The organism is Novosphingobium sp. (assembly GCF_049240505.1).
GTDB lineage: Bacteria > Pseudomonadota > Alphaproteobacteria > Sphingomonadales > Sphingomonadaceae > Novosphingobium.
The window spans coordinates 13,677-34,377 of the sequence record NZ_JBMLSM010000028.1 but is presented as its reverse complement, the minus strand read 5'-3'; the positions used below and the strand labels follow the sequence as shown (position 1 = coordinate 34,377).

Genomic DNA, 20,701 nt, shown 5'->3' with positions numbered 1-20,701 from the left:
CCAACCACAAGGACAACCACTCGCGTCGCGGCCTGCTGATGATGGTCAACAAGCGCCGTTCGCTTCTTGACTACCTGAAGAAGAAGGATGTGGGTCGTTATAACGATCTGATCCAGAAGCTTGGTCTTCGTAAGTAACGCAAACGTTCGGCCCGCCTTGGCGGGCCGTTTACGTTTTGCGTTATCCCCACGCAGGTGGGGATCTCATGCGGCCTTGCACAGCGAGGTTGCGTAAACCGACCAAGGCCCCCGCCTTCGCGGGGGCACTGTCATTTTTATTGGCGGCCTCGCAATCCGGCGAACCGCCTTCGGGGCACGATAAGCGGCCCCACACCGGACCGGGACGGTATTCCCCGGCAGCAAACCCCGTTCGCAATAGGGCGCGCGGGCTGAAGGATGTAAAATGTTCGACGTCAAAACCGTATCGCTGGAGTGGGGCGGAAAGACCCTCACCCTCGAAACCGGCCGCGTTGCCCGTCAGGCTGACGGCGCGGTCATCGCCACGTATGGCGAAACTGTTGTCCTGTGCGCGGTTACCGCCGCCAAGTCGGTCAAGGAAGGGCAGGACTTCTTCCCGCTGACTGTCCACTATCAGGAAAAGTATTCCGCAGCCGGCCGTATTCCCGGTGGCTTCTTCAAGCGTGAGCGCGGCGCGACGGAAAAGGAAACGCTGGTTTCCCGTCTGATCGACCGTCCGGTCCGCCCACTGTTCCCCGAAGGTTTCTACAACGAAATCAACGTTATCGCTCAGGTCCTGAGCTATGACGGCGAGACTGAACCCGATATCGTTGCGATGATCGCCGCTTCGGCTGCGCTGACCATTTCGGGCGTGCCCTTCATGGGGCCGATCGCGGCTGCCCGCGTCGGCTTCATCGATGGCGAATACGTGCTGAACCCGAAGCAGGACGTGGCGCTGGCCGACGGCCGCCTCGACCTGGTCGTTGCCGCAACCGACACCGCCGTGATGATGGTGGAATCGGAAGCCAAGGAACTGAGCGAAGACGAAATGCTCGGCGCCGTGCTGTTTGCGCATGACGAAATCCGCAAGGTCATCGGCGGGATCATCCAGCTGGCTGAAAAGGCCGCGAAGGACCCGTGGAATGTCGACCTCACGGACAACACCGCCGACATCAAGAAGAAGCTCAAGACGCTGGTCGGCAAGGATGTTGCCGCAGCTTACAAGCTGACCGACAAGTCGGCGCGCTCCAACGCGCTGAACGAAGCGCGTGCCAAGGCCAAGGCTGCGTTCGCCGATGAAGGCGCGCAGACCCAGATGGTCGCCATGAAGACGATGAAGAAGGTGGAAGCCGACATCGTTCGTGGCGCGATCCTGAAGGATGGCACCCGCATCGATGGCCGCACAACCACACAGGTCCGTCCGATCGAGGCGATGGTGGGCTTCCTGCCGCGCACGCACGGTTCTTCGCTGTTCACGCGCGGTGAAACGCAGGCGATCTGCACCACCACGCTGGGCACCAAGGACGCCGAGCAGATGATCGACGGGCTGGAAGGCCTGCGGTACGAAAACTTCATGCTGCACTACAACTTCCCGCCCTATTCGGTTGGCGAAGTTGGCCGTTTCGGTGCGCCGGGTCGCCGCGAAGTGGGCCACGGCAAGCTGGCATGGCGCGCGCTGCACCCCGTGCTGCCGACCAAGGACGAGTTCCCCTACACGATCCGCGTTCTGTCGGACATCACCGAATCGAACGGTTCTTCGTCGATGGCCACCGTTTGCGGCGGTTGCCTTTCGATGATGGACGCAGGCGTTCCGGTGAAGCGTCCGGTTTCGGGCATCGCAATGGGCCTGATCCTTGATGGCAAGGAATTTGCAGTCCTGTCGGACATCCTGGGTGATGAAGACCACCTTGGCGACATGGACTTCAAGGTGGCCGGCACGTCCGAAGGCATCACCACGATGCAGATGGACATCAAGGTTGCGGGCATCACGCGCGAAATCTTCGAAGTTGCCCTGCGGCAGGCTTCGGAAGGCCGCGCGCACATCCTTGGCGAAATGACCAAGGCGCTGGGCGAGGCACGCACCGAGCTTTCGGCACACGCACCGCGTATCGAGACGCTGCAGATCGACAAGTCGAAGATCCGCGACATCATCGGCACCGGCGGCAAGGTGATCCGCGAGATCGTGGCCACCACCGGCGCGAAGGTTGATATCGACGACGAAGGTCTGATCAAGATTTCGTCTTCGGACCTGACCCAGATCGAAGCTGCAAAGAACTGGATCCTTGGCATCGTCGAGGAAGCCGAAGTCGGCAAGGTCTACAAGGGCAAGGTCGTCAACATCGTTGATTTCGGCGCTTTCGTGAACTTCATGGGCGGCAAGGACGGTCTCGTCCACGTTTCCGAAATGAAGAACGAGCGCGTGGAAAAGCCGACCGATGTGGTGAAGGAAGGCCAGGACGTTTACGTCAAGGTTCTCGAAATCGACCAGCGCGGAAAGGTTCGCCTGTCGATGCGCGTTGTCGATCAGGAAACCGGTGCGGAACTGGAAGACACCCGCCCGCCGCGCGAACCGCGTGAACCTCGCGGTGATCGTGGCGACCGTCGTGGTCCGCGCAATGACCGTGGCGGCGACCGTGGTGGACGTGGTGATCGCGGCCCCCGTCGTGAAGGTGGTGACCGTGGTCCGCGTCGCGACCGTGACGATGGTCCGGCCCCGGATCACATGCCGGCTTTCCTCAAGTCTGACGACTGAGCAGAGCCAAGGCTTTGAAATGAACGAGGCCCCGCCGCAAGGTGGGGCCTTTTTCGTATGAAATTTCGATCATCACTGTAGGATCATCCAATATGGCGATAATTCTTCACGGGATATCTAAGTAAATGTTAGGGTAATCACGAAAAAATATAAACAAGTTTCGAATTGGTGATGTATTGGATTAATCTGCGATTTTTGAAATTACGTTATCATCATAGCATTGGTGTTGCGGGGCGAATGTTATGTAAAAAATATGACATTTATTCTGCGATCCTAGTATATATATCGTGAGGATACCGATATGAACGTCAGTAAGCAGTACGGCGATTTGATGATCACGCTGACATCGCAGTATGACATGCGCTATCCTGATCATGGCAGCGGTGCTGGAATGGATGGAACGTTTTGGCATCCGCGCGGTGAAGGGGAATATCGCCCTCTCGGCAGCATTTGCGTCGGCAACTACAACGATGTGAACAACAATCGTGCCTCGATGCTGTTTGCCAATGCACCTGGCAGCAATGCGCTGGCTGCACCGGTCGATTATGCATGGGTCTGGGATGATTCCGGGTCTGGCGCGGATTGGGATGGTTCGGTTTGGCGGCCTATTGCGCCGAACGGCTATCTGGCGTTGGGCGATGTAGCCACTGCGAACCACGACAAGCCAAGCCTTGGCGATGTGTGGTGCGTTCGCGCCGATCTGGTGACCAACGGCGTTTTCGCAGGCGACAAGGCTTGGCAGGACGCCGGTTCGGGTGGAGATCACGATATTGCGGCTTGGCCTGTGGAAGTAGGTGATCCTTCGCGCGATCCGCAGATGGGCGTCTTTGCACCCGACACGTTCATTGCTGTGGCCAGCTATGACGGCGCACCGAACATGGGTCTAGCGATGGTCGTACAGGTTCCGATCACCGCGGAAGTGGGTGCGGCACCTGTCCGGCCTTCGCTTGAAGGGCGCACACCGCCGACCGATCATACTCCTCCGGTTCGTGATCGCAGCGTGGTCCTGCCGTTTACGGCTCTGTTTGATCGCACCGATCGTCCAAGCCTGGACAAGATCGCCAATCCGTTCTGCACCATCGAACGCTGGGTCGGCTGGAGCCTTGTGCTGTTCGATGACAACACCACCAGCGCCGCGCAAACCACATCGAAGGCGACGACCGTGGGCGTAACGACGACGGAATCAGAAGCCTTCGCGCACAGCGTGGGGATCAAGCTGGGATGGGAAACCGGCGCGATCACCAAGTACAAGGTCGAACTCAACTATCAGTTCACCTACACGACCTCTTCAAGCACCGCCAACCTGCAGAGTGCGACAGTGACCCGTTCATTGAGCACGCCAGCTGGCGTTGCTGCGGGTTTGTGGACCGCAACTTACAAGTTCCGCGTGATCCGTGCCGATGGCGCGGTCATCGGCAGAGAGTTGATGTTCGACGTCGACAGCGTTGCCCATGACCAATATCCGCCAGTAGCGCCCGGCGTGTCCAAGGCCTTGGCAATGGCAGGCTGAGGAATGATAGTCAGAGGCTCCGGACGTTTCGGGGCCTCTGGCATCTTGCCGCAGTGTTGCGCGCGTTTTGCTTATTGGTGAAGATTTCCTGCGAGGTTGCAGGGATGCCAAAATCTCCGGATATACGCTTCGATACGGTTGTGATCTACGGATCTAGCGCGCGGCGTGGCATGGGCAAATGCACTCATCGTTTTTGCGCCGCATATCGAACCGGCCTGATCGTCAGGCCGCATCCCTCAGTGGCGGGGGTTCTGCGCCGGCCAGCATTATCTGGTTTCGCCCCGCCTGCTTGGCTGCGTAGAGTGCTTCGTCCGCCGCGCGCAGTGCGTCGCTTTTGTTAGCGTAAGCAAAGACATCGGCAATGCCGCCAGAGAAGGTTATCCGCCCGAACGGCATGTCTGTGGCGCGGTTGACGAGGCGACGTTCGGCCAGTTCCTCGCGCGCGCGGTCAAGTCGGTCCCACGCTTTTTGAGGGGTTAGTGCGCGGAACAGGATGGCAAATTCCTCGCCACCGTGGCGCGCGACATGGCAGTGGGCGTCGGCGATGCGGCTAAGCGTTTCGGCCACGACTTTCAGCACGCGATCCCCCGCCGCGTGACCGTGGGTATCGTTGATGCGCTTGAAGTGATCGATATCGACAAATGCAACGCTGAGCGCTTCGCCTGCTGCCCCTGCCAGCGCCAGTTCCTTTTCCAGCAGGCTTTCGAAAGCGCGGCGATTGGGCAAGCCAGTGAGGTGATCCTCGTCTGCCACGCGGCGCGCATCGTCGAGGCTGTTCTGGAGCGCCATCGCGCGCTCTTCGGATTCGTTGAGGTTATGTTCGATCTCGCGCGTGCGGTGCATCATCGCCTTGGCCAACGCAGCCAGTTCGGTGATGACTACGCCTGCCCGGCTGACCTGTTCGAGGTCATCGACATGCTGCTGCAGCGCTGCACCATATTCGCTGGTGGCGGTGCGGGCGCTGCTGGTGGTGCGCGCAAAATCGTCTAGGCTTTCCTCAAGCCGCGACATGAGTGCGACCAACTGCTCGGCAGTGCCGTCGCCCTTTTCCTCACGCATGACCTCTTCCAGCCATTGCAGGGTAACCGCCTTGCCCTCCTCGGTGCGCTCGAGAATCATCTGCGCAAGGCGCGGGTTGGCACCGGTGACGCAATCGTAGGCGATTTCCAGCGTCCAAGGCATGACTTCAAGGTCATGGTCGATCAGAAAGTCCGCCACCTTGCCGAGCAGGCGGCGTTTGGCCGGAAGCCAGATTTCGCGCGCGCTGGGATCGCGGAAATTGGCGATCTCGGCGGTGGGGGCGTCCTCGGCGGCATCATCCTCGCCAGAAATGCCGAGCCATTTGAGCAGGCGGGACCGGGATCCGCGCGCGGAAGGATCGTGTGTCATGTGCCGTAGAACGGCCAGCGCCGCGTGATATTAACCACGTGGCGCTGGGGAAAGCCTGGCTTAGGGGTTGTTCCTGATGCGCTGTTTCAGCGTACTGGTCAGCGTACTCTGGGACCGCCAAACGGCATTGGCGGCGGAGGGCGACGGTGTCCGCGCGGGAGCTGTGCCTGATAGGCCCGGCCGCAATGTTCCACGCAATAAGGGAAACCAGGGTTCACCTTGTCACCGCAGAAGTGGAAATCGGGTTCGCCCGGATGCCCCATCGGCCAACGGCAGATGCGATCTGACAGATCGAGCAGGCTGGTCTTGTCGGAAATTTCGGGGCTGGGACGCGCGGGCACGAGGCGGCGCGGCGGTGCGGGCGGAATCGGCGCCTGCTGATCGCCCGGCCCCTGACGCAGGAAGCCGCCGGGGCCGACGGAGACGATACGCGGCTGTGGCGCTGGCGTCGGCGTATCGGATGCAGCTTTTGCTTCAGGTGCGGGGGCAGGCGCTGCAGCACGCGGTGCGGGCGGCGGCGGTGCCACAGGGGCGGGACGCGGTGCGGCAACCTTGGGTTCGGCTGCCACGGGCGGCGGCGCGGCGGGCTTTGGCGGCTTGGGCGCAGCGGGAGCGGCTTCGCTCTTATCGTTGGCCTTCACCGGGGAGGGGCGCGCCTTGAGGCCGAGGCGGTGCGCCTTGCCGATCACCGCGTTGCGGCTGACCCCGCCGAGTTCATCCGCGATCTGGCTGGCGGTGGAGCCGCCTTCCCACATCTTGGTCAGCTTTTCGATCCGCTCTTCGGTCCAGCTCATGCTTCAAACCTGTCCTTCACGGCCGCGAAATGCGCGACCTTTTTCAAAAATCATGCGGTCCTGATGAACCCGCGCTTTGGCTGACCTTGCCTTAGCCGCCCCGGCGCGATACCGCCACAGGCATGGTCGATCAACCGTTACCCCGCGATGGGGCACTTAGCCGCAGCACCGGAACCTTCACCCCGCCCGGACAACCGGTTTTCCGTGGCTTCAACAGGCTGGGGCTGTGGACCCTCTATATGAAGGAGGTGCGCCGTTTCTTCAAGGTGCAGACCCAGACGATCTGGGCACCGGCGGTAACGACGCTGCTTTATCTGATGATATTCACGCTGGCGCTGGGTGGTGGTGCCAATGGCGGGCGCGAAGTGCTGGGCGTGAACTTCGCCAGCTTCGTTGCGCCGGGGCTGATCGCGATGGGGATGATCAACAATTCCTTCGCCAATTCCAGCTTCAGCATGTTGGGCGGGAAAATTCAGGGCACGATCGTGGATTACCTGATGCCGCCGATCTCCACCGGGGAACTGATGCTGGCGCTGGTCGGCGCGGCGGTGACGCGCGCGGTGCTGGTGGGGCTTGCGGTTGCAGGCGCGATGATGCTGTGGCCGGGCGTATCGCTGGCCGTGGCGCACCCTTGGGCCGTCGTGTGGTTCGGGCTGATGGGCGCGATTCTGCTGGCGCTGATCGGCGTGCTGACGTCGGTCTGGGCCGAAAAGTTCGATCACAACGCGGCGGTCACGAACTTCGTGATCACCCCGCTGTCGATGCTTTCGGGCACGTTCTATGTGATCGACAACCTCGCACCGGCGTTTCAGGCGGTCAGCCGCATGAACCCGATCTTCTACGTGATATCGGGCTTCCGTTTCGGCTTTCTGGGGCAGAGTGACATTGGCAGCACCAACACTGCCGTGCTGCACGGGGCGATTGGGCTTGGCGTGCTCAACGTGATGCTGGCAGGCCTGCTCTATGCCGTGCTGCGGTCGGGCTGGAAGTTGAAGAACTGAAGGTGAGGGCCTCTCTTGCAGAGGCCCTCACTTCGTCAGTGTGAAAGGCTGCGGCGCAGGCGATAGCGCCCGTTGCGGAAGCCTTCGAACAGTTCCTCAAGCGAAGGATGATCCACTGGCCCCGATTCGGCATCGGCCTGCAGGTTCTGCTGGCTGACATAGGCCACGTAGCTGCTCTCGTCGTTTTCGGCGAGCAGGTGATAGAACGGTTGGTCGCGCGGTGGGCGAACGTCTTCGGGAATCGATTCGTACCATTCTTCGCTGTTGGCAAAGACCGGATCGATATCGAACACCACGCCGCGAAAGCCGAACATGCGATGACGCACGACATCGCCAATCGAAAAGCGCGCCGATGAAACGGGAGGGGCCGAAATATCGCGGCCAGCCTGTGGCGAAAAGAAACTCGCACGATCCATAGCGCCCGATATAGGGCCGCGAGGCCGCGCAAACAAGCGCTTCACCGAGAAAGGTGCGAGCCTTGCGGCTGGATGTGGAAAACAACACCGCTTTTCTCTTGGCAAGCCGGATATCATGCGCTAACGGCGCGCTTCCTCGACCGGGAATGCCCTTGCGGCCTCCCAGTATTGGCACCAGGAGAGGTGGCAGAGTGGTCGAATGCGCTGCACTCGAAATGCAGTGTACGGGCAACCGTACCGTGGGTTCGAATCCCACCCTCTCCGCCAAAATCCTTTCATTTTATTGGGTTAATGTCAGATTTTACTCTGCGTTCCCATAATAGATCCCCGATAGTTTGGCTGCTTGAGCGGTGGCATAAATTGCGGCCCATTTTCGATTAAGCGAAAAAGTGCGCTCGTTGGGGCGCTGTCGAGTCTTTTTCTTGCCTGGGATCGAGTCTTAGTGATAAGATTTATCTTTATTTTTTAGAGGTAAATTTTGATCATATCTCATTCCAGAAAATTCGTTCTGCTTGCCCCTTGGAAGACTGCTAGTCAGACGTGCCATGAAACCTTGGCTGCTTTCAATGACAGTAAGTACGAACGAAATTTTCATTTTAACCAAAGGCTTGGGCGTGTTGTTCACCAACATGTGACTTTAGGAGATTTTTTAACACTTCCAGAGGCTACACTCGAATACAAATTAGCAGCTTTTGTGCGCAATCCTTATGATAGAGCTTATTCTGGATTCATTCAGATCCAGCGAGATTTTCAATTGCAACCGCGAATGCATATTAGCCCACTGTGGGTCAGAGATTTGGTGAAAGCGCAGATTGCAGAAAATATGACGCGCGTCATTTCGGCCGGATTCGACTTCGATGAATGGATCGCAAATTTGCCGGAGTATGAAATTTTCGATAGTGGACGAAATACTAATATGCCACTCCATCCCGCCCATTACTGGACTCACGTCCAAGGGAAAACCGTGGACTTCATCGGCAAAGTTGAAAATTTCTCCTCTGACTTAAGAAAATTTTGTAATTTTGTTGGAGTTGATTTACCGAATATAAAATTAGAGAATTTAACTGAGCAAAATCAACACTCACCAGTCGCTTACTCACGATACGCAGGAAAAATGTCTAGGCGGTCGTTGGATCGCATCAATGAGCTTTTTTTCGCAGACTTCGATCTGTTCGGATACGAAAAGATCTAAATATTTTTTTGCAATAGCTTCTCAATCTCGGTCAGGTATCGGGCAGCCGCATTAGCTTTAGCAGAACAGCCGCCGTGCTTGTAGGCATTGCGATTGCCTTTAGGTGCTCCCGGATTCGTTCCGCCATGCATCCGACAGCGTCGCTTCCCTTTGACTGCGGGTGACTGGCACTCCGTTCCTGATCGGGTCCGGGCTAGGCAGCGCGGTGCCGGTTGCATTGGATTGTTTGTCTGTTTTTGCATTGTTTTCCGTCGCCCCCCGGTATTGGTGAAAATGATCGGCCACGACGGCCTGCCCGCCCTCATTCACGTGCACATGCTTCACAGTTTGCTCGCGCGGTTGGTGCAGCTTCGCCAGTGCCTCCAGCGTGGCACGACAATTGGCCTGAGCCTTCAACGCAAGCCGTGCATAGCGTTCGGTTGCTTGTGGGTAGCTGCCCATATTCTCCGCAGCCCGCCTCGCCAGTTCTGTGAACATGGTGTCTAGTGTGATTGCCTGAGACGTAAACATGCGATTGGCCAACCCAAGATCACCTTTTGCTGCGCGTTCGATCTCCTCTGCGAGCACAGCGCTGCTTTGCATGAGATCGGGGCGGTGACTGTCACCGAACATAGGGGGCGCATATAGGTCGCTACAGTGCCGTCTGTAGGTTGGCCGCCCGCTGGCAAGGGGCGCAGGTCGATTGTTGGTGGGAGCGGCTCAGGCGCCTTCTGGGACTCTGGAGCCTAGGCACAGAAATCCGTTACATCTTCAGCTCGATGAAGAGCATAATTCTATTGGCGGTTTTGTGTTTTTGGTGAAAAATGGCCTGTGGCCAATGGTGGGGACGGCACCGCGAAAAACTCTTAATAAACTGATATATTGAGATAAAATTCGGCAGGATTTTTAGTGTGGCCCCCAATGTGGCCCCCCGGCAGGTATTGCCTGCCCCACTTTATCCACCGTTTCTGGTCGCCATTGTTTGCCGTTGAGCGCGCATGGCCAGCTGTTCAAGCAGGCTTGTCCGCATCATATAAATGGCGCTGGAAGCCGCGAAACGTATCTCGGATATCGGAGACACTGCCCAATTCGCGCACAGCGTCAGACGGCGAACCATAGCGCAGGTTCAGAAGATCGGGCAGTTTGTCCATGCCCAGTTCCTCTTCGCCTTCCGCCACGTATTGCGACAGCACGAAATCTAGGAATGCTTGCCGCTTCGCATCCTGATTGGCGAGGATGTCTGCGCGGTGGGATGCGGCGCGTTCAGTGCGCTTCAGCGGATGGCGGGTGTGGGCGATGTAGTTCAGCACGTCGAACAGGTCGGATTCTTCGGCGTCGATCATCTGGCGCACCAGTGCCAACTGCGCGCCGTCAAAGCCACGTTCGGCCAAGCCTTCGATCAGGGCGGCGCGCGTTTCGGGGTCGCTCCAGATTTGGCGCAGTTCTTCTTCGTCGCGGAACAGTTCGGGCAACTTGCCGAACAGGCTTTCCACGAACTGCGCAGCGGAAATGGGTTTGCCCGAAGCATCCCAGAAGGTGGACGCGCTCATGTGCTGAAAGACCCGCTCCTTGCCGTCTGCCAGCTTGATCACCAGCATCTGGCGCGGCTGTTCGTCTTCGGGATCGTGAGGACCGCCAACGGGCGGATCGCCTTCCGGTCTTGGCCCGCGCGGGTTGCCCGGCGGGTCGGGTGGCTGCGGCTCGCCGTCCCAATCAGGATCGTTGAACAGTTCATAGGCTTTCACGAAATCATAGATCGTGAAGTAGTCCTTGCCGTCGAACAGGCGGGTGCCGCGCCCGATGATCTGCTTGAACTCGATCATGTTGGTGACCGGGCGCATCAAAACGATGTTGCGAATGTTGCGCGCATCCACCCCGGTCGAAAGCTTCTGCGACGTGGTCAGGATCGTGGGGATCGACTTTTCGTTGTCCTGAAACGCGCGCAGCCATTCCTCGCCCTTGGCTCCTCTTTGGCGGTCACGCGTACGCAGTAATTCGGGTCGGTGCTGGTCTTGGTCTGGTTGATCAGATCGCGGACCTTGGCGGCGTGGGCTTGGGTAGCGCAGAAGACCAGCGTCTTTTCGCGCTGGTTGATGCGCTCCATGAAGATTTTTACGCGGTAGCGTTCGCGCGCTTCGATTTCGATCTTCCGGTTGAAATCGGCTTCGGTGTAACGCCTGCCTTCTTCCACTTCGCCGGATGCGATTTCGTCACCGGGGGTATAGACATAGTCGTCAATCGTGGTGCCCAGTTCCACAACTTTGAACGGCGTCAGGTAGCCATCGTTGATGCCTTCTTTCAGCGAGTAGGTGTAAACCGGGTCACCGAAATAGGCGTAGGTATCGACGTTGTCGCGGCGCTTGGGCGTGGCGGTCAGTCCGATCTGCACGGCTGGCTTGAAGTATTCCAGAATACCGCGCCATTCGCTGCCATCTTTGGCCCCGGCGCGGTGGCATTCATCGATCATGATGCAATCGAAGAAATCGGTCGGGTAATCCTGATAGTTGAAGGCCGGTTCTTCTTCGGTCCCGCCTTCCGTCGCGACCGATTGGAAGATGGTGAAGAAGACGCTGCCATTCTTCGGCACGCGGCCTTTCTTGCGGATTTCGGCAGGGGTAATCCGCACCAGCGCATCGTCGTCGAAGGCGGAAAAGCTGTTGTATGCCTGATCGGCAAGAATGTTGCGATCTGCCAGAAACAGGATGCGCGGGCGGCGTGTGGGTTCGGCCCCGCTGCGCCAATCGTGCAGGTTCCAGCGCGATTGAAACAGCTTCCACGCGATCTGGAACGCCACGGCGGTTTTGCCGGTGCCGGTGGCCAGCGTCAGCAGCACCCGGTCCTTGCCCGCTGCGATGGCCCCCAGCGCCTTTTCGATGGCGTTGTATTGGTAGTAGCGCGGATCGAACTTGCCGCCGGTTTCATAAGGCACGGCGGCGAACCTATCGCGCCAGGCATTGGCATGAGCGAAGGTGGCGTCCCACAACTCCTGTGGCGAGGGCCAGCAATCTACCAGCGCTTCCGCTCCGGTGTGCATGTCGATCCGGTAGATCGCCCTGCCATTGGTGGCATAGGCGAAGCGGGTTTGCAGCCGCTCGGCATAGTCCTTGGCCTGCCCCACGCCTTCGCCCACGTCCAGCCCAGCACGCTTGGCTTCCACGGCGGCGAGCTTGGTATTGCGATAGACCAGCACATAGTCCGCCGCCTTGGCCTTGGCCCGTTTGCCCGAACCCAGCAGCCGCCCCGGCGCGATCACTTCGCGGCGCGTGCGGCTATCGCCATCTACGCCCCAGCCAGCGGCGGCGAGCGCGGGGTCGATCAGTTCGGCGCGGGTTTCGGCTTCGTTCATCGGATCAGGTCAGCTCCCCGGCGAATGCCTTTTGCAGGAGGGATTGTTTGAGTTCGGTTAGTGCGGTGAGTTTGGACTCATAAGTAATTGCCAATCGGTCTTTTTCGCAACTTAGTTCATCAAGCTGTTCGACGATTGTGGATTGGGTCATTTCGTCTGGGTGCGAAATCAGGATGTCCTTTAATTCCCTAAAATATATGGCTGAAACATTCGTTGTTCCGCTTTTTATGGCTTCAAGTTGCCTGCGAATAGGGGTGCTGGAAAAGGCATAAAATACAAATTTCGATGAAATTCCACGAAGAAATCTTATCCGCATGATATTGTTGTTAAATAAAACTGGATTATCACATTTAAGATCGAAGTAACATGTCTTCCCAACCAGTTCATGGCTGTTGCGCGTATTGAAAAGAAAATCACCTGTCCTAAGGGAGTATTTTTTCTGCTCATCTAACGTGGCCGACACATTCACAATTTTATCACCGTTAAATCCATTGTCATTCATTATATTATGCATTTTTATATAGGGAAATGAGTAGTGACTTCCCTGTTCGCGAGTGCTCTTGACCAACCCTATCAAAGATTCCCCAATGATTTCTTCAAGGCGACAAGTCGTCCCACCATCGACACAACTGGCGATCCGCTTATCAAGGTATCTTTGGAAAAGGGCGCGGGCGTTGGTCAGGTTTTTCTGCGCGTTTGCCGTCGCGGTGGCGATGCCTGCGAAGGCCGTGTCCAACACCGCAACAATCCGCCGCTGCTCGTCGAGAGGGGGGAGATGAATGGGAAAACCAGCAATGTCCCGCTGGTACAGATGCGGGGTTGTTGCACCTTCCAGCCGCGATTGCACGATGGCTTGGAAGTAGGGACTCATCAGGATGTAGTAGAGATACTTGGGTTCAATCTTCTGTGTTGCTCGAATAAGCAGCAAAGACGAATTGATCGTTGTTTGGCCCGGCAGTTCCCCAACGATGCCAACCTTCCCGATGCCCGCGCCGTCCTTGCAGATCAGAACATCGCCTGTCTGAAGCATGATCTCCGGGCTTTCGTCATATCTGGCTTGGCTGATATGGAAGGCGTCACGGAAATCGACAAAATCGCCGTAATTCAGCGAATGCACTGACAGAAAGTAAGGACCAGACTGCGTGTACTCCTTTGCAGTCAGGCCCTTCCAGCCGATTCGGCCAGATAGTTCGGCAACATCGGTAAGCTTTACCGTTTTCCACCCCGCCTTCACAGCAGCGCCCTGATCTCAGCCAGAATCCCCGCGCTTTCCGCATCCAGCGCGGCAATCTCGGCCAGTATCTCTTCCGGCGCGCGCAGGGTCACTTCCTCGCCTTTGTCCGGGTTCTTCACCGAAAGATCAAAGCTGGCGGGATCGACCGCGCTGCGCTCCACGCTCCAGCTTTTGGGGCTGGCGGCAAAGCTGGCCTGCAGCTCCACGAACTCGGCCAGATCGGCATCGTTCAGCGGGTTGGTCTTGCCCATGTTGCGCCCGGGATCAAGCTGGTAATACCAGATGCGCTTGGTGGGCTCGCCCTTTTCGAAGAACAGCACCACCGTTTTCACGCCCGCGCCCTGAAACGTGCCGCCGGGCATATCAAGCACGGTGTGCAGGTTGCAGCTGTCCAGCAGTTCCTTGCGCAGCGCGACGCTGGCGTTGTCGCTGTTGGACAGGAACGTGTTCTTAATCACGATGGCAGCGGTGCCGCCCGCGCGCAGCGATTTGATGAAGTGCTGCAGGAACAGGAACGCCGTCTCCCCGGTCTTGATCGGGAAGTTCTGCTGAATTTCAGGACGTTCCTTTCCACCGAAAGGCGGGTTGGCGAGGATCACGTCATACCGGTCGCGGTCCTGAATATCGTTCAGGTTTTCGCCCAGAGTATTGGTGTGCAGGATGTTGGGCGCTTCGATGCCGTGCAGGATCATGTTCATGATCGCGATGACATAGGCGAGGGACTTCTTCTCCTTGCCGTAGAAGGTGCGCCGCTGCAGCGTTTCGTTGTCCTTGGTTGATTTCGCCAATGGCTTCAGATAGTCGAATGCCTCGCACAGGAACCCAGCCGAACCCACCGCGCCATCATAGATGCGGTCCCCGATCTGCGGCTTCACCACCTTGATCATCGCGCGGATCAGCGGGCGCGGGGTGTAGTATTCCCCACCGTTGCGCCCTGCGTTGCCCATGTTCTTGATCTTCGCTTCATACAGATGCGAAAGCTCGTGCTTCTGGTCCTGACTGCGGAAGCTGAGTTGGTCGATCAGCTCCAGCGCATCGCGCAGCGAGTAGCCCGACCCGAAGCGGTTCTTGATCTCCCCGAATATCTCGCCGATCTTGTATTCGATCGTATCGGGCGCGGGCGCGCGCTGCTTGAAGCCTTGCAGATAGGGAAACAGCTTGCCGTTTACGTAGTCGATCAGGTCAGGCCCAGTCAGCGCTGTGTTGTGATCGAACTTGCCATCGGCGGTTTTCGGCGCGGCCCATGCGCGCCAGCGATGCGCATCGTCGATGATCGGGGTGTAGGGCTTGCCGCGCAGTTCGGCATCAATTCTGCGATCTTCTTCAAGTTCGTCGAGATACTTCAGGAACAGGAGCCAGCTGGTCTGTTCGGTGTAATCCAATTCGGTGGTGCATCCCGCCTCTTTGTGCAGGACATCGTCAATGTTCTTGAAGGTCTGTTCAAACATGCCGGGGGCTTAGCAGCGCGGCTGGCCGATCGCCAAGGGGTTAGGACAAGCCTTTGCCGCCCATCTTTTGCAACGCGCCCATGATTGTCGCCAATGTGGTGGGATCAATCGACGGTGCCGTCTGGTCCGCCGCAATACCCCGGATCAACTCGGCTTGTCGGTGCGGAGAAATCGTGCCGTAACTCGTCAGCGTGGTCATGGCGTGCGTGTGACCCATATTTTGTGACCATGCCTTGAAGGCTTCGATGGTGGGGCAGACACGCTCGCCATACTGGACCAGCGTGTCGCGGAAGGAATGCGGATTGTAATACGGCTGGCCAGCCGCCGCGAAGGCTTCGGCAAAAATCTTGCGAATGGGTCCGGCATTGGTCCAGCCGTCACGACGAAGGCCCACCGCAACGAAGCCGCCCCCTTCGCCAATGCCGATGCGCGTTGCTGGAAACAGCGGGTCTTCATCGCCCCACAGCAGCACTTCGCGCATGTGTTTGCACCAGTCCTGAAAGATCGCCAGCGCTTCACCGCCAACGGGATAGAACCATGTTTCGAAGGTCTTGCTGGCTTTCGTGCGCACGTCGCGGGCGTCCTGATCGACGCGGCCATCGCGCAGATCGACGTGCTTCAGCCGGAACGACGCCAGCGCCCCGTCACGCGCGCCTGTCAGCAGCGCAAAGGCCACCAGCGCGCGGTTACGCTTTTCGATGTCGGTTTCGAACGGCATGACAGACAGGACATGGTGCACCGTTTCCAGCGAGGGGAACGGCTTGTGGCGAACGGCCTTGGCAATGCGCACGTCAGTTTCGGCCAGGTTGAAATAGTCGGCATCGCAATACTGAAGGCGCGACTTGTAGCCCGGCTGGCCCGCCAGCCAGACGAAGAATGCGCGCAGGGCCGATAGCGTCGAGTTCACCGTGGCACGGCTCAAAGGCTTGCCCGTGCGCACCGCCCGTTCGTCGTCCAGCTTGCGCTTGAAGGCGACGGCCTGCTGGCGGTGGAACTTGCGGAAGTCCTTGTGCCCGTTTGCCTGTTCGAAGCGGTCCAGCGCCTTGGCCACGGCATCGATCGACGCTTCGCTGCGACGGCCCGCTTCCTTCAGATATTGGAAGTATTCCCGCTTGATTCGGGCGTTGGCGGCGTTGTGTTTTGCCATTGTGTGTCAGTCCTTCGGTTTGCCACAATTCAGGGAGGGCGAGGCGCGCTCTATTAGGCGTGAAGGGGCCTGCCTGAATTGGACGGTCAGCCGGGGCATGATCGTGCCGATCTTGGCTTCATTGGCACGGCGGTGCATCATCGTGCCGCACGTTTCGCAAAGGGCTGTCAGGTTGCCGGTGTTGCCCTTGCCGGGGATGAATTCCACCATGCCCAAGGCTGGCGCGCGTGGTTCACGGCACTTGAAACAGTAGATCGTGCCCGGTGGGCAAGGGCGCTTCCGGCTGGTCTGGCGTGCCAGCAGAAAAGCCCTTGTCGCTTTCCCGTTGAACATCGTTGGTCGGTTGCCGTCGATCGCCTTCAGGCCATCGCCCTGCCAGTGGCGCACGGTGTTCTTGTGCACGCCAAGGCATTCGGCCAGTTCCTGCACGGCATAATCGCGGTGCAGCTTCACCCGGTAAGGATTTACCCGGCGGGCAGGCATCGGCCTTACTCCTGCCCTGCCACCAGACGGCGGATCGAATCCGCCTTGATAAGCGTGCGGCGGCCCAGCTTGAACGCTTCCAGCCGTCCGTCTGCGATCATCGCGTAAACGGAAGTGCGGCCAAGGCTAAGCGCGCGGGCGGTTTCGTTGATTGAGTATGCGAGTCGTTCCATCGGTGTTGCTCCATTTGGGCCGTGGCGGGTGCCAGCGGGTGCAATGGGACATCAGCGAATCGGGGCGGTGTGTCGGATGGAAAGGCTGAAATGAGGCCGGAAATTCAATTTCCAGCCTTTGACTATGGCTTCTCAAACTCGTCGAAAATGTATTTGGCATAAGGTCTTACTGTGCTTTCGCCGGGTTCTTTGTCTCCGACGCGCAACAAATCAATGAGCGCTTTTTCTATGTCTGCCTGATTCTCAGGGAGCGGTAAAAATTCATTGCGAAACAGTCTGCCCCAGATCGTGCTGGTGGCAGCGAACCAATCATAGCCATGTCGACGCCCCTTTCGGCCAGTGTCTTCGACTACGTGCGGTTTTTCCTCTAATGCTTGCTCGTTAAGCCCTGCCATTTGGCGAAGTGTCGGTGCATGAAAGTAGAGGCCACTTAGGACAAGTTCACCATTGCCGTGTGGGCTTCGACCGCGCCCCGAAAACTGCCCCGTTTCCCAAGACTGGCGACTGCCGGTGCCTTTGGTGAAATTCTCCCAAAACCAGACCGGCACATCCCATTCACGTTCTGCCCAAACACAATGATCGTCATAGCCCGCTCGTTTCATTTCCGCTTTGACGGCGCGGGCGACTACGAAACCTAAACGCGCTTGTTCCATTAGCCATGAAGCGGCGTGGGTCGGATTTACTACAGAAAAGCACAGGCGTCTGGCTTGGAGTGCCGGTATCCAGTCAGGAACACCTGCGACGGATAGACTCCGCGCCAATAACCCGCGCTCGTCGGCAGGGACCGCTTCGAGAAGACCACTCAACTCAATCGTCAAGCCGCTTATATAAACCTCAACGGTATCTTCGAAGACGTTAGAGCAATAGCCGGAACGCCAGTCAGCCTTGAACTCGTGATATCGGTCGGTCTGCCAAAAGTCTGCCCTAATCTGATTGCGAGCATACTCGTCTGAAGTCGATCTTATCGCCCCTGCCTTCGCCTTTAGAAGGCCAGAACGTAACATGTTTGTTAGTCGCAGCTCACTACCGATGATTTCAAATGCTTTGTAAGCGGGAATCCATTGTTCAGCCATGTCCGCAAGTATGCTTAGCCGAACAATGGCCGCAAGCGCCTAAGTTTATCTATCCACGACGCGCAGCGGAAATAAGCACAACTTCCGCCCCAGTCCGCAATGTGTCCAGATAGTCCGCCCACCATTGCGCCATATCGACGCGCTCCTGCCAGTGCTGGCCGCGATGGTAAGCGGCGCGCACGGCGTCCTTGCCCTTGTGGGCTAGTGCACGTTCGATCGCGCCCGGGGACCACTTGCCGGATTCGTTCAGGAGCGTGCTGGCCATTGCGCGGAAGCCGTGCCCCGTCATTTCGTCGTTTGAGTAGCCCAGACGGCGAAGCGCGGCGTTGACGGTGTTCTCCGACATCGGGCGAAGGTGCGTGCGGATCGACGGGAAGACATACTGGCCATCACCCGTAAGGGCGCGCGCTCCGACCAGCACGGCCAGCGCTTGACTTGACAGCGGCACGACGTGTTCGGAACGCGCCTTCATTTTCTCGGCTGGTATCCGCCAGACCCCAGCGTCGAAGTCGAACTCCGACCATTCGGCATAACGCAGTTCACCGGGGCGAACGAAGACCAGTGCCGCCAGTTGCAGCGCGAAGCGCGTGACAGGGTGTCCATCATACCGGTCGATCGCGCGCAGGAGTTCACCGGCCTTCTTCGGTTCGAGAATGGCGGCGTAGTGCTTCGACTTGTGCCCGGTCAACGCGCCGCGCAAATCGCGGGTAGGGTCTGACAGTGCCAACTGGTTCGCGATGGCGAAGCGGAAGACTTGGCTTGCGAACTGCAAGGCCCGGTGCGCGGTTTCGGTGCGTCCGGTCGTTTCATATTTGCGGACCGCTTCCAGCATTTCGAACGGCTGGATTTCTGCCACGGGGCGCTGGCCTATGGTTCGGTCCAGAAGCTTTACGAACCATTCCTGTTTTTCCGTCGTCCTTTCCGAACGGCCTTCACGCTTGCACTTTTCAATGTATGCGCTGGCCACCGCTTCGAACGAATTGGCGGCACTGATCTTGGCGGTATGGGCTTCGCGGCGCTTCTTCTCGGCAGGATCGACGCCAGCCGCCAATGTGGCGCGCGCTTCGTCGCGCATCCGCCGTGCGTCCTTCAGGTTCACTTCGGGATAGGTGCCAAAGCCCACCTTCTTTTCGATGCGCTTGGGCTGGCCGTCTTCGTCGCGTCCATCGACACGGAACTTGAACCGCCACAGCTTGCCGCCCGATGGCTGGACTAGCAGGAACAGACCCTTTTCATCGGTCAGCTTATAGGGCTTCGCTTGGGGCTTTGCATTGCGGATTGCGGTGTCTGTCAGTGCCATTTGGGGGCCACGCCTTTTGCCGGTTTCAAAGTGGCCCCCACGGTGGCCCCCAGAAACGCCCGATTAGAGGCGCGCAAAGGCGGACATCAGCGGTTAGGCCGATGGTGAAAATGGCAGATTTCAGCCATTTTTTCAACTTTTAGCGGATGGTGGCGGATGGTCCGGTGGTGCCTGGGGACGGGATCGAACCGCCGACACCGTGATTTTCAGTCACGTGCTCTACCAACTGAGCTACCCAGGCATCCTGCAGATGGACCGGCTTTGAAGCGGTCCGTCGCGTTTGGAAGCGCGCCTATGGCGAAGCGGCGCGGGCTTGGCAAGTCCTCTTGCGCGAATTTTTTGTGTAATCGTCAGTCCTGTGGATCTTCTTCGGCGGGACGGCCGGGTAGGGCGTAGCCATCTTCCAGCCAGCGCACCAGATCGCGGTCACGGCAGCGGGTGGAGCAGAAGGGGCTATGCTCTTCCACGCGCGGTTTGCGGCAGATCGGGCAGCGTCTGATCGTGGTCGTCGTCATGCTGGCACGGCCTGCGCGAAAGCGCTGTGGAGCGCAAGCGTGGGGTCGGCCCTGCGCCGCACGGTGCGTCCGGTGCGTCGCGCCAGTTCGGCTTCCCAGGCAGGCTGCAAAGCATCCAGAACGCGCGGGTGGGCTGTCAGCAGCAGTACACCCGGCTCTTCTACACGCTCTGCCTGACGCAGCAGCACGCGCGCAGCGGCTCCTGCGGGATGCCGTGCCATCCGCGCCACCAGCGAGGGCCGCTCAAGCCGCGAAACGAGTTGCACGAAGCCGAAGCCGTTCATGCCGGTGCGTTCGCCCGTCCAGTCGATCAGGGCATCTGCCAGCGCCTTGTCCACCTGCTGGCGATCCTTCTTGTCAGCCAACGTGGGAAAATCGATGCCCACGTTGCCGCCGATATCCATGCGGTGCAGCGCATCGGCAATCGCATCGACCGCTGCCAGCGCCAGCTTCAGCGGCGGCAGCGCGCCATCAATGTCGATCAGGGTCATGGCGGGGGTGGGGCTGACGATCACCGCGCCGCCGGGAAAGGCAATATCGCCGGTCTGGGCCTGCTCTACGAGCTCATCCCAGCCGTTTGTGGCAAAGGCTCTGCTGGTTGCGGGCAACACGCGCACCGTGGCTCCTGTGGCCTCGATCTCTTCGCGCAGGGTGGGAGCGGGCCGGGCGGCTTCACCGGGCACGGGGCGCACCACGGGCAGCTTGGTGCGGCCTTTCTCGGCAATCGCGGCGCGCACCACGCGCACCATCAATCGCACGCCTTCGGTTGCCTCACGCGCAAGCTGATCGATCAGCGCTTCGACACCATCGTCAAAGCGCACCACGCCGCGCCGCGTGCCAGCGTGGCGCTTTACCAGCCGCGCTTCGGCGACAAGGCCGGCACGCAAACCTTCGCCCCATTCGACACGGGCGGACAGGATCGCGCCGCCTGACACCAGAATAGCGCGTTCTTCAGCGATTCCCGCTTCGTAAAGCCACTCAGCCGACATCTG

The 20,701-nt window shown here is 58.8% G+C and carries 18 protein-coding genes, 2 tRNA genes and 2 pseudogenes; 6 read left to right on the top strand and 16 right to left on the bottom strand.

Annotation, left to right across the window (positions count from 1 at the left end):
* From ACOVQ0_RS02925 to ACOVQ0_RS02915, 3 genes are all read left to right on the top strand, one after another.
* The coding region (locus ACOVQ0_RS02925) for a 30S ribosomal protein S15 (RefSeq protein ID WP_421880028.1) at positions 1 to 137 on the top strand (137 nt) is incomplete at its 5' end.
* 265 nt (positions 138 to 402) lie between these two features.
* Positions 403 to 2,709: a polyribonucleotide nucleotidyltransferase gene (pnp, locus tag ACOVQ0_RS02920; protein ID WP_421880024.1), complete on the top strand. Its 2,307-nt coding sequence runs from the start codon at positions 403 to 405 to the stop codon at positions 2,707 to 2,709.
* A 301-nt stretch (positions 2,710 to 3,010) separates the two neighbouring features.
* Positions 3,011 to 4,219, top strand: a complete 1,209-nt coding sequence (locus ACOVQ0_RS02915) for a Vps62-related protein (RefSeq protein WP_421880022.1) — start codon at positions 3,011 to 3,013, stop codon at positions 4,217 to 4,219.
* A 222-nt stretch (positions 4,220 to 4,441) separates the two neighbouring features.
* Here the strand turns inward: ACOVQ0_RS02915 and ACOVQ0_RS02910 are convergent, their stop codons facing one another.
* Both ACOVQ0_RS02910 and ACOVQ0_RS02905 read right to left on the bottom strand, forming a co-directional pair.
* Positions 4,442 to 5,608 carry a diguanylate cyclase domain-containing protein gene (locus ACOVQ0_RS02910; RefSeq protein ID WP_421880020.1) on the bottom strand — a complete coding sequence of 389 codons (1,167 nt, stop codon included), beginning with the start codon at positions 5,606 to 5,608 and terminating at the stop codon, positions 4,442 to 4,444.
* 98 nt (positions 5,609 to 5,706) lie between these two features.
* On the bottom strand, positions 5,707 to 6,402 hold the full coding sequence (locus ACOVQ0_RS02905; protein ID WP_421880018.1) for a GcrA family cell cycle regulator: 696 nt from the start codon (positions 6,400 to 6,402) through the stop codon (positions 5,707 to 5,709).
* 122 nt (positions 6,403 to 6,524) lie between these two features.
* Here ACOVQ0_RS02905 and ACOVQ0_RS02900 point away from each other — a divergent pair, with 122 nt between their 5' ends.
* Complete coding sequence (locus ACOVQ0_RS02900; RefSeq protein ID WP_421880016.1) at positions 6,525 to 7,403, top strand: ABC transporter permease; 879 nt, start codon at positions 6,525 to 6,527, stop codon at positions 7,401 to 7,403.
* 35 nt (positions 7,404 to 7,438) lie between these two features.
* Here the strand turns inward: ACOVQ0_RS02900 and hspQ are convergent, their stop codons facing one another.
* Positions 7,439 to 7,819 (bottom strand): heat shock protein HspQ, encoded by a 381-nt coding sequence (hspQ, locus tag ACOVQ0_RS02895; protein ID WP_421880014.1) that lies wholly within the window; start codon positions 7,817 to 7,819, stop codon positions 7,439 to 7,441.
* A 177-nt stretch (positions 7,820 to 7,996) separates the two neighbouring features.
* On the opposite strand from hspQ, the gene ACOVQ0_RS02890 reads away from it, so the two are divergent.
* Together ACOVQ0_RS02890 and ACOVQ0_RS02885 are read left to right on the top strand one after the other, a co-directional pair.
* Positions 7,997 to 8,086: transfer RNA gene (locus tag ACOVQ0_RS02890), tRNA-Ser, on the top strand.
* 211 nt (positions 8,087 to 8,297) lie between these two features.
* Complete coding sequence (locus ACOVQ0_RS02885; protein WP_421880012.1) at positions 8,298 to 9,011, top strand: sulfotransferase family 2 domain-containing protein; 714 nt, start codon at positions 8,298 to 8,300, stop codon at positions 9,009 to 9,011.
* On the opposite strand, the pseudogene ACOVQ0_RS02880 reads toward ACOVQ0_RS02885, so the two are convergent.
* The 13 genes and pseudogenes from ACOVQ0_RS02880 to ACOVQ0_RS02820 form a co-directional block, all read right to left on the bottom strand.
* Positions 9,008 to 9,163: pseudogene (locus tag ACOVQ0_RS02880) on the bottom strand (hypothetical protein); the annotation flags it as partial. The gene ACOVQ0_RS02885 and the pseudogene ACOVQ0_RS02880 sit on opposite strands and share 4 nt — an antisense overlap.
* Positions 9,111 to 9,623 (bottom strand): hypothetical protein, encoded by a 513-nt coding sequence (locus tag ACOVQ0_RS02875; RefSeq protein WP_421880010.1) that lies wholly within the window; start codon positions 9,621 to 9,623, stop codon positions 9,111 to 9,113. The pseudogene ACOVQ0_RS02880 and the gene ACOVQ0_RS02875, both read right to left, overlap by 53 nt.
* A 377-nt stretch (positions 9,624 to 10,000) precedes the next feature.
* Positions 10,001 to 12,336 (bottom strand): annotated as a pseudogene (gene hsdR / locus ACOVQ0_RS02870) (EcoAI/FtnUII family type I restriction enzme subunit R).
* A 4-nt stretch (positions 12,337 to 12,340) separates the two neighbouring features.
* Positions 12,341 to 13,570, bottom strand: coding sequence for a restriction endonuclease subunit S (locus tag ACOVQ0_RS02865; protein WP_421880008.1), 1,230 nt, complete (start codon positions 13,568 to 13,570; stop codon positions 12,341 to 12,343).
* On the bottom strand, positions 13,567 to 15,018 hold the full coding sequence (locus ACOVQ0_RS02860) for an N-6 DNA methylase (protein WP_421880006.1): 1,452 nt from the start codon (positions 15,016 to 15,018) through the stop codon (positions 13,567 to 13,569). The genes ACOVQ0_RS02865 and ACOVQ0_RS02860 overlap by 4 nt, the downstream gene beginning before the upstream one ends.
* Before the next feature lie 40 nt (positions 15,019 to 15,058).
* Positions 15,059 to 16,165 carry a tyrosine-type recombinase/integrase gene (locus ACOVQ0_RS02855; protein WP_421880004.1) on the bottom strand — a complete coding sequence of 369 codons (1,107 nt, stop codon included), beginning with the start codon at positions 16,163 to 16,165 and terminating at the stop codon, positions 15,059 to 15,061.
* A gap of 6 nt (positions 16,166 to 16,171) precedes the next feature.
* Positions 16,172 to 16,648 (bottom strand): hypothetical protein, encoded by a 477-nt coding sequence (locus ACOVQ0_RS02850; protein ID WP_421880002.1) that lies wholly within the window; start codon positions 16,646 to 16,648, stop codon positions 16,172 to 16,174.
* A 5-nt stretch (positions 16,649 to 16,653) separates the two neighbouring features.
* Positions 16,654 to 16,821, bottom strand: coding sequence for a helix-turn-helix domain-containing protein (locus tag ACOVQ0_RS02845; RefSeq protein ID WP_421880000.1), 168 nt, complete (start codon positions 16,819 to 16,821; stop codon positions 16,654 to 16,656).
* A 122-nt stretch (positions 16,822 to 16,943) separates the two neighbouring features.
* Positions 16,944 to 17,894: a hypothetical protein gene (locus tag ACOVQ0_RS02840; protein WP_421879998.1), complete on the bottom strand. Its 951-nt coding sequence runs from the start codon at positions 17,892 to 17,894 to the stop codon at positions 16,944 to 16,946.
* 49 nt (positions 17,895 to 17,943) lie between these two features.
* Positions 17,944 to 19,194: a tyrosine-type recombinase/integrase gene (locus ACOVQ0_RS02835; protein WP_421879996.1), complete on the bottom strand. Its 1,251-nt coding sequence runs from the start codon at positions 19,192 to 19,194 to the stop codon at positions 17,944 to 17,946.
* Between the two features lie 165 nt (positions 19,195 to 19,359).
* Positions 19,360 to 19,435: transfer RNA gene (locus ACOVQ0_RS02830), tRNA-Phe, on the bottom strand.
* A 109-nt stretch (positions 19,436 to 19,544) separates the two neighbouring features.
* Entirely contained in the window at positions 19,545 to 19,709 is a 165-nt protein-coding gene (gene yacG / locus ACOVQ0_RS02825) for a DNA gyrase inhibitor YacG (protein WP_421879994.1), read from the bottom strand.
* The gene (locus ACOVQ0_RS02820; protein ID WP_421879992.1) at positions 19,706 to 20,698 is read right to left on the bottom strand and encodes a ribonuclease E/G; all 993 of its coding nucleotides are present in this window, start codon (positions 20,696 to 20,698) and stop codon (positions 19,706 to 19,708) included. The genes yacG and ACOVQ0_RS02820 overlap by 4 nt, the downstream gene beginning before the upstream one ends.
* Between the last annotated feature and the right edge of the window lie 3 nt (positions 20,699 to 20,701).

What these genes read in the sequence shown, in the direction of transcription:
- pnp (WP_421880024.1), top strand. Translation starts at nt 403, where the DNA reads ATGTTCGACGTCAAAACCGTATCGCTGGAGTGGGGCGGAAAGACCCTC.
- ACOVQ0_RS02915 (WP_421880022.1), top strand. Translation starts at nt 3,011, where the DNA reads ATGAACGTCAGTAAGCAGTACGGCGATTTGATGATCACGCTGACATCG.
- ACOVQ0_RS02910 (WP_421880020.1), bottom strand. Translation starts at nt 5,608, where the DNA reads ATGACACACGATCCTTCCGCGCGCGGATCCCGGTCCCGCCTGCTCAAA.
- ACOVQ0_RS02905 (WP_421880018.1), bottom strand. Translation starts at nt 6,402, where the DNA reads ATGAGCTGGACCGAAGAGCGGATCGAAAAGCTGACCAAGATGTGGGAA.
- ACOVQ0_RS02900 (WP_421880016.1), top strand. Translation starts at nt 6,525, where the DNA reads ATGGTCGATCAACCGTTACCCCGCGATGGGGCACTTAGCCGCAGCACC.
- hspQ (WP_421880014.1), bottom strand. Translation starts at nt 7,819, where the DNA reads ATGGATCGTGCGAGTTTCTTTTCGCCACAGGCTGGCCGCGATATTTCG.
- ACOVQ0_RS02875 (WP_421880010.1), bottom strand. Translation starts at nt 9,623, where the DNA reads ATGTTCGGTGACAGTCACCGCCCCGATCTCATGCAAAGCAGCGCTGTG.
- ACOVQ0_RS02860 (WP_421880006.1), bottom strand. Translation starts at nt 15,018, where the DNA reads ATGTTTGAACAGACCTTCAAGAACATTGACGATGTCCTGCACAAAGAG.
- ACOVQ0_RS02855 (WP_421880004.1), bottom strand. Translation starts at nt 16,165, where the DNA reads ATGGCAAAACACAACGCCGCCAACGCCCGAATCAAGCGGGAATACTTC.
- ACOVQ0_RS02850 (WP_421880002.1), bottom strand. Translation starts at nt 16,648, where the DNA reads ATGCCTGCCCGCCGGGTAAATCCTTACCGGGTGAAGCTGCACCGCGAT.
- ACOVQ0_RS02845 (WP_421880000.1), bottom strand. Translation starts at nt 16,821, where the DNA reads ATGGAACGACTCGCATACTCAATCAACGAAACCGCCCGCGCGCTTAGC.
- ACOVQ0_RS02840 (WP_421879998.1), bottom strand. Translation starts at nt 17,894, where the DNA reads ATGGCTGAACAATGGATTCCCGCTTACAAAGCATTTGAAATCATCGGT.
- ACOVQ0_RS02835 (WP_421879996.1), bottom strand. Translation starts at nt 19,194, where the DNA reads ATGGCACTGACAGACACCGCAATCCGCAATGCAAAGCCCCAAGCGAAG.
- yacG (WP_421879994.1), bottom strand. Translation starts at nt 19,709, where the DNA reads ATGACGACGACCACGATCAGACGCTGCCCGATCTGCCGCAAACCGCGC.
- ACOVQ0_RS02820 (WP_421879992.1), bottom strand. Translation starts at nt 20,698, where the DNA reads ATGTCGGCTGAGTGGCTTTACGAAGCGGGAATCGCTGAAGAACGCGCT.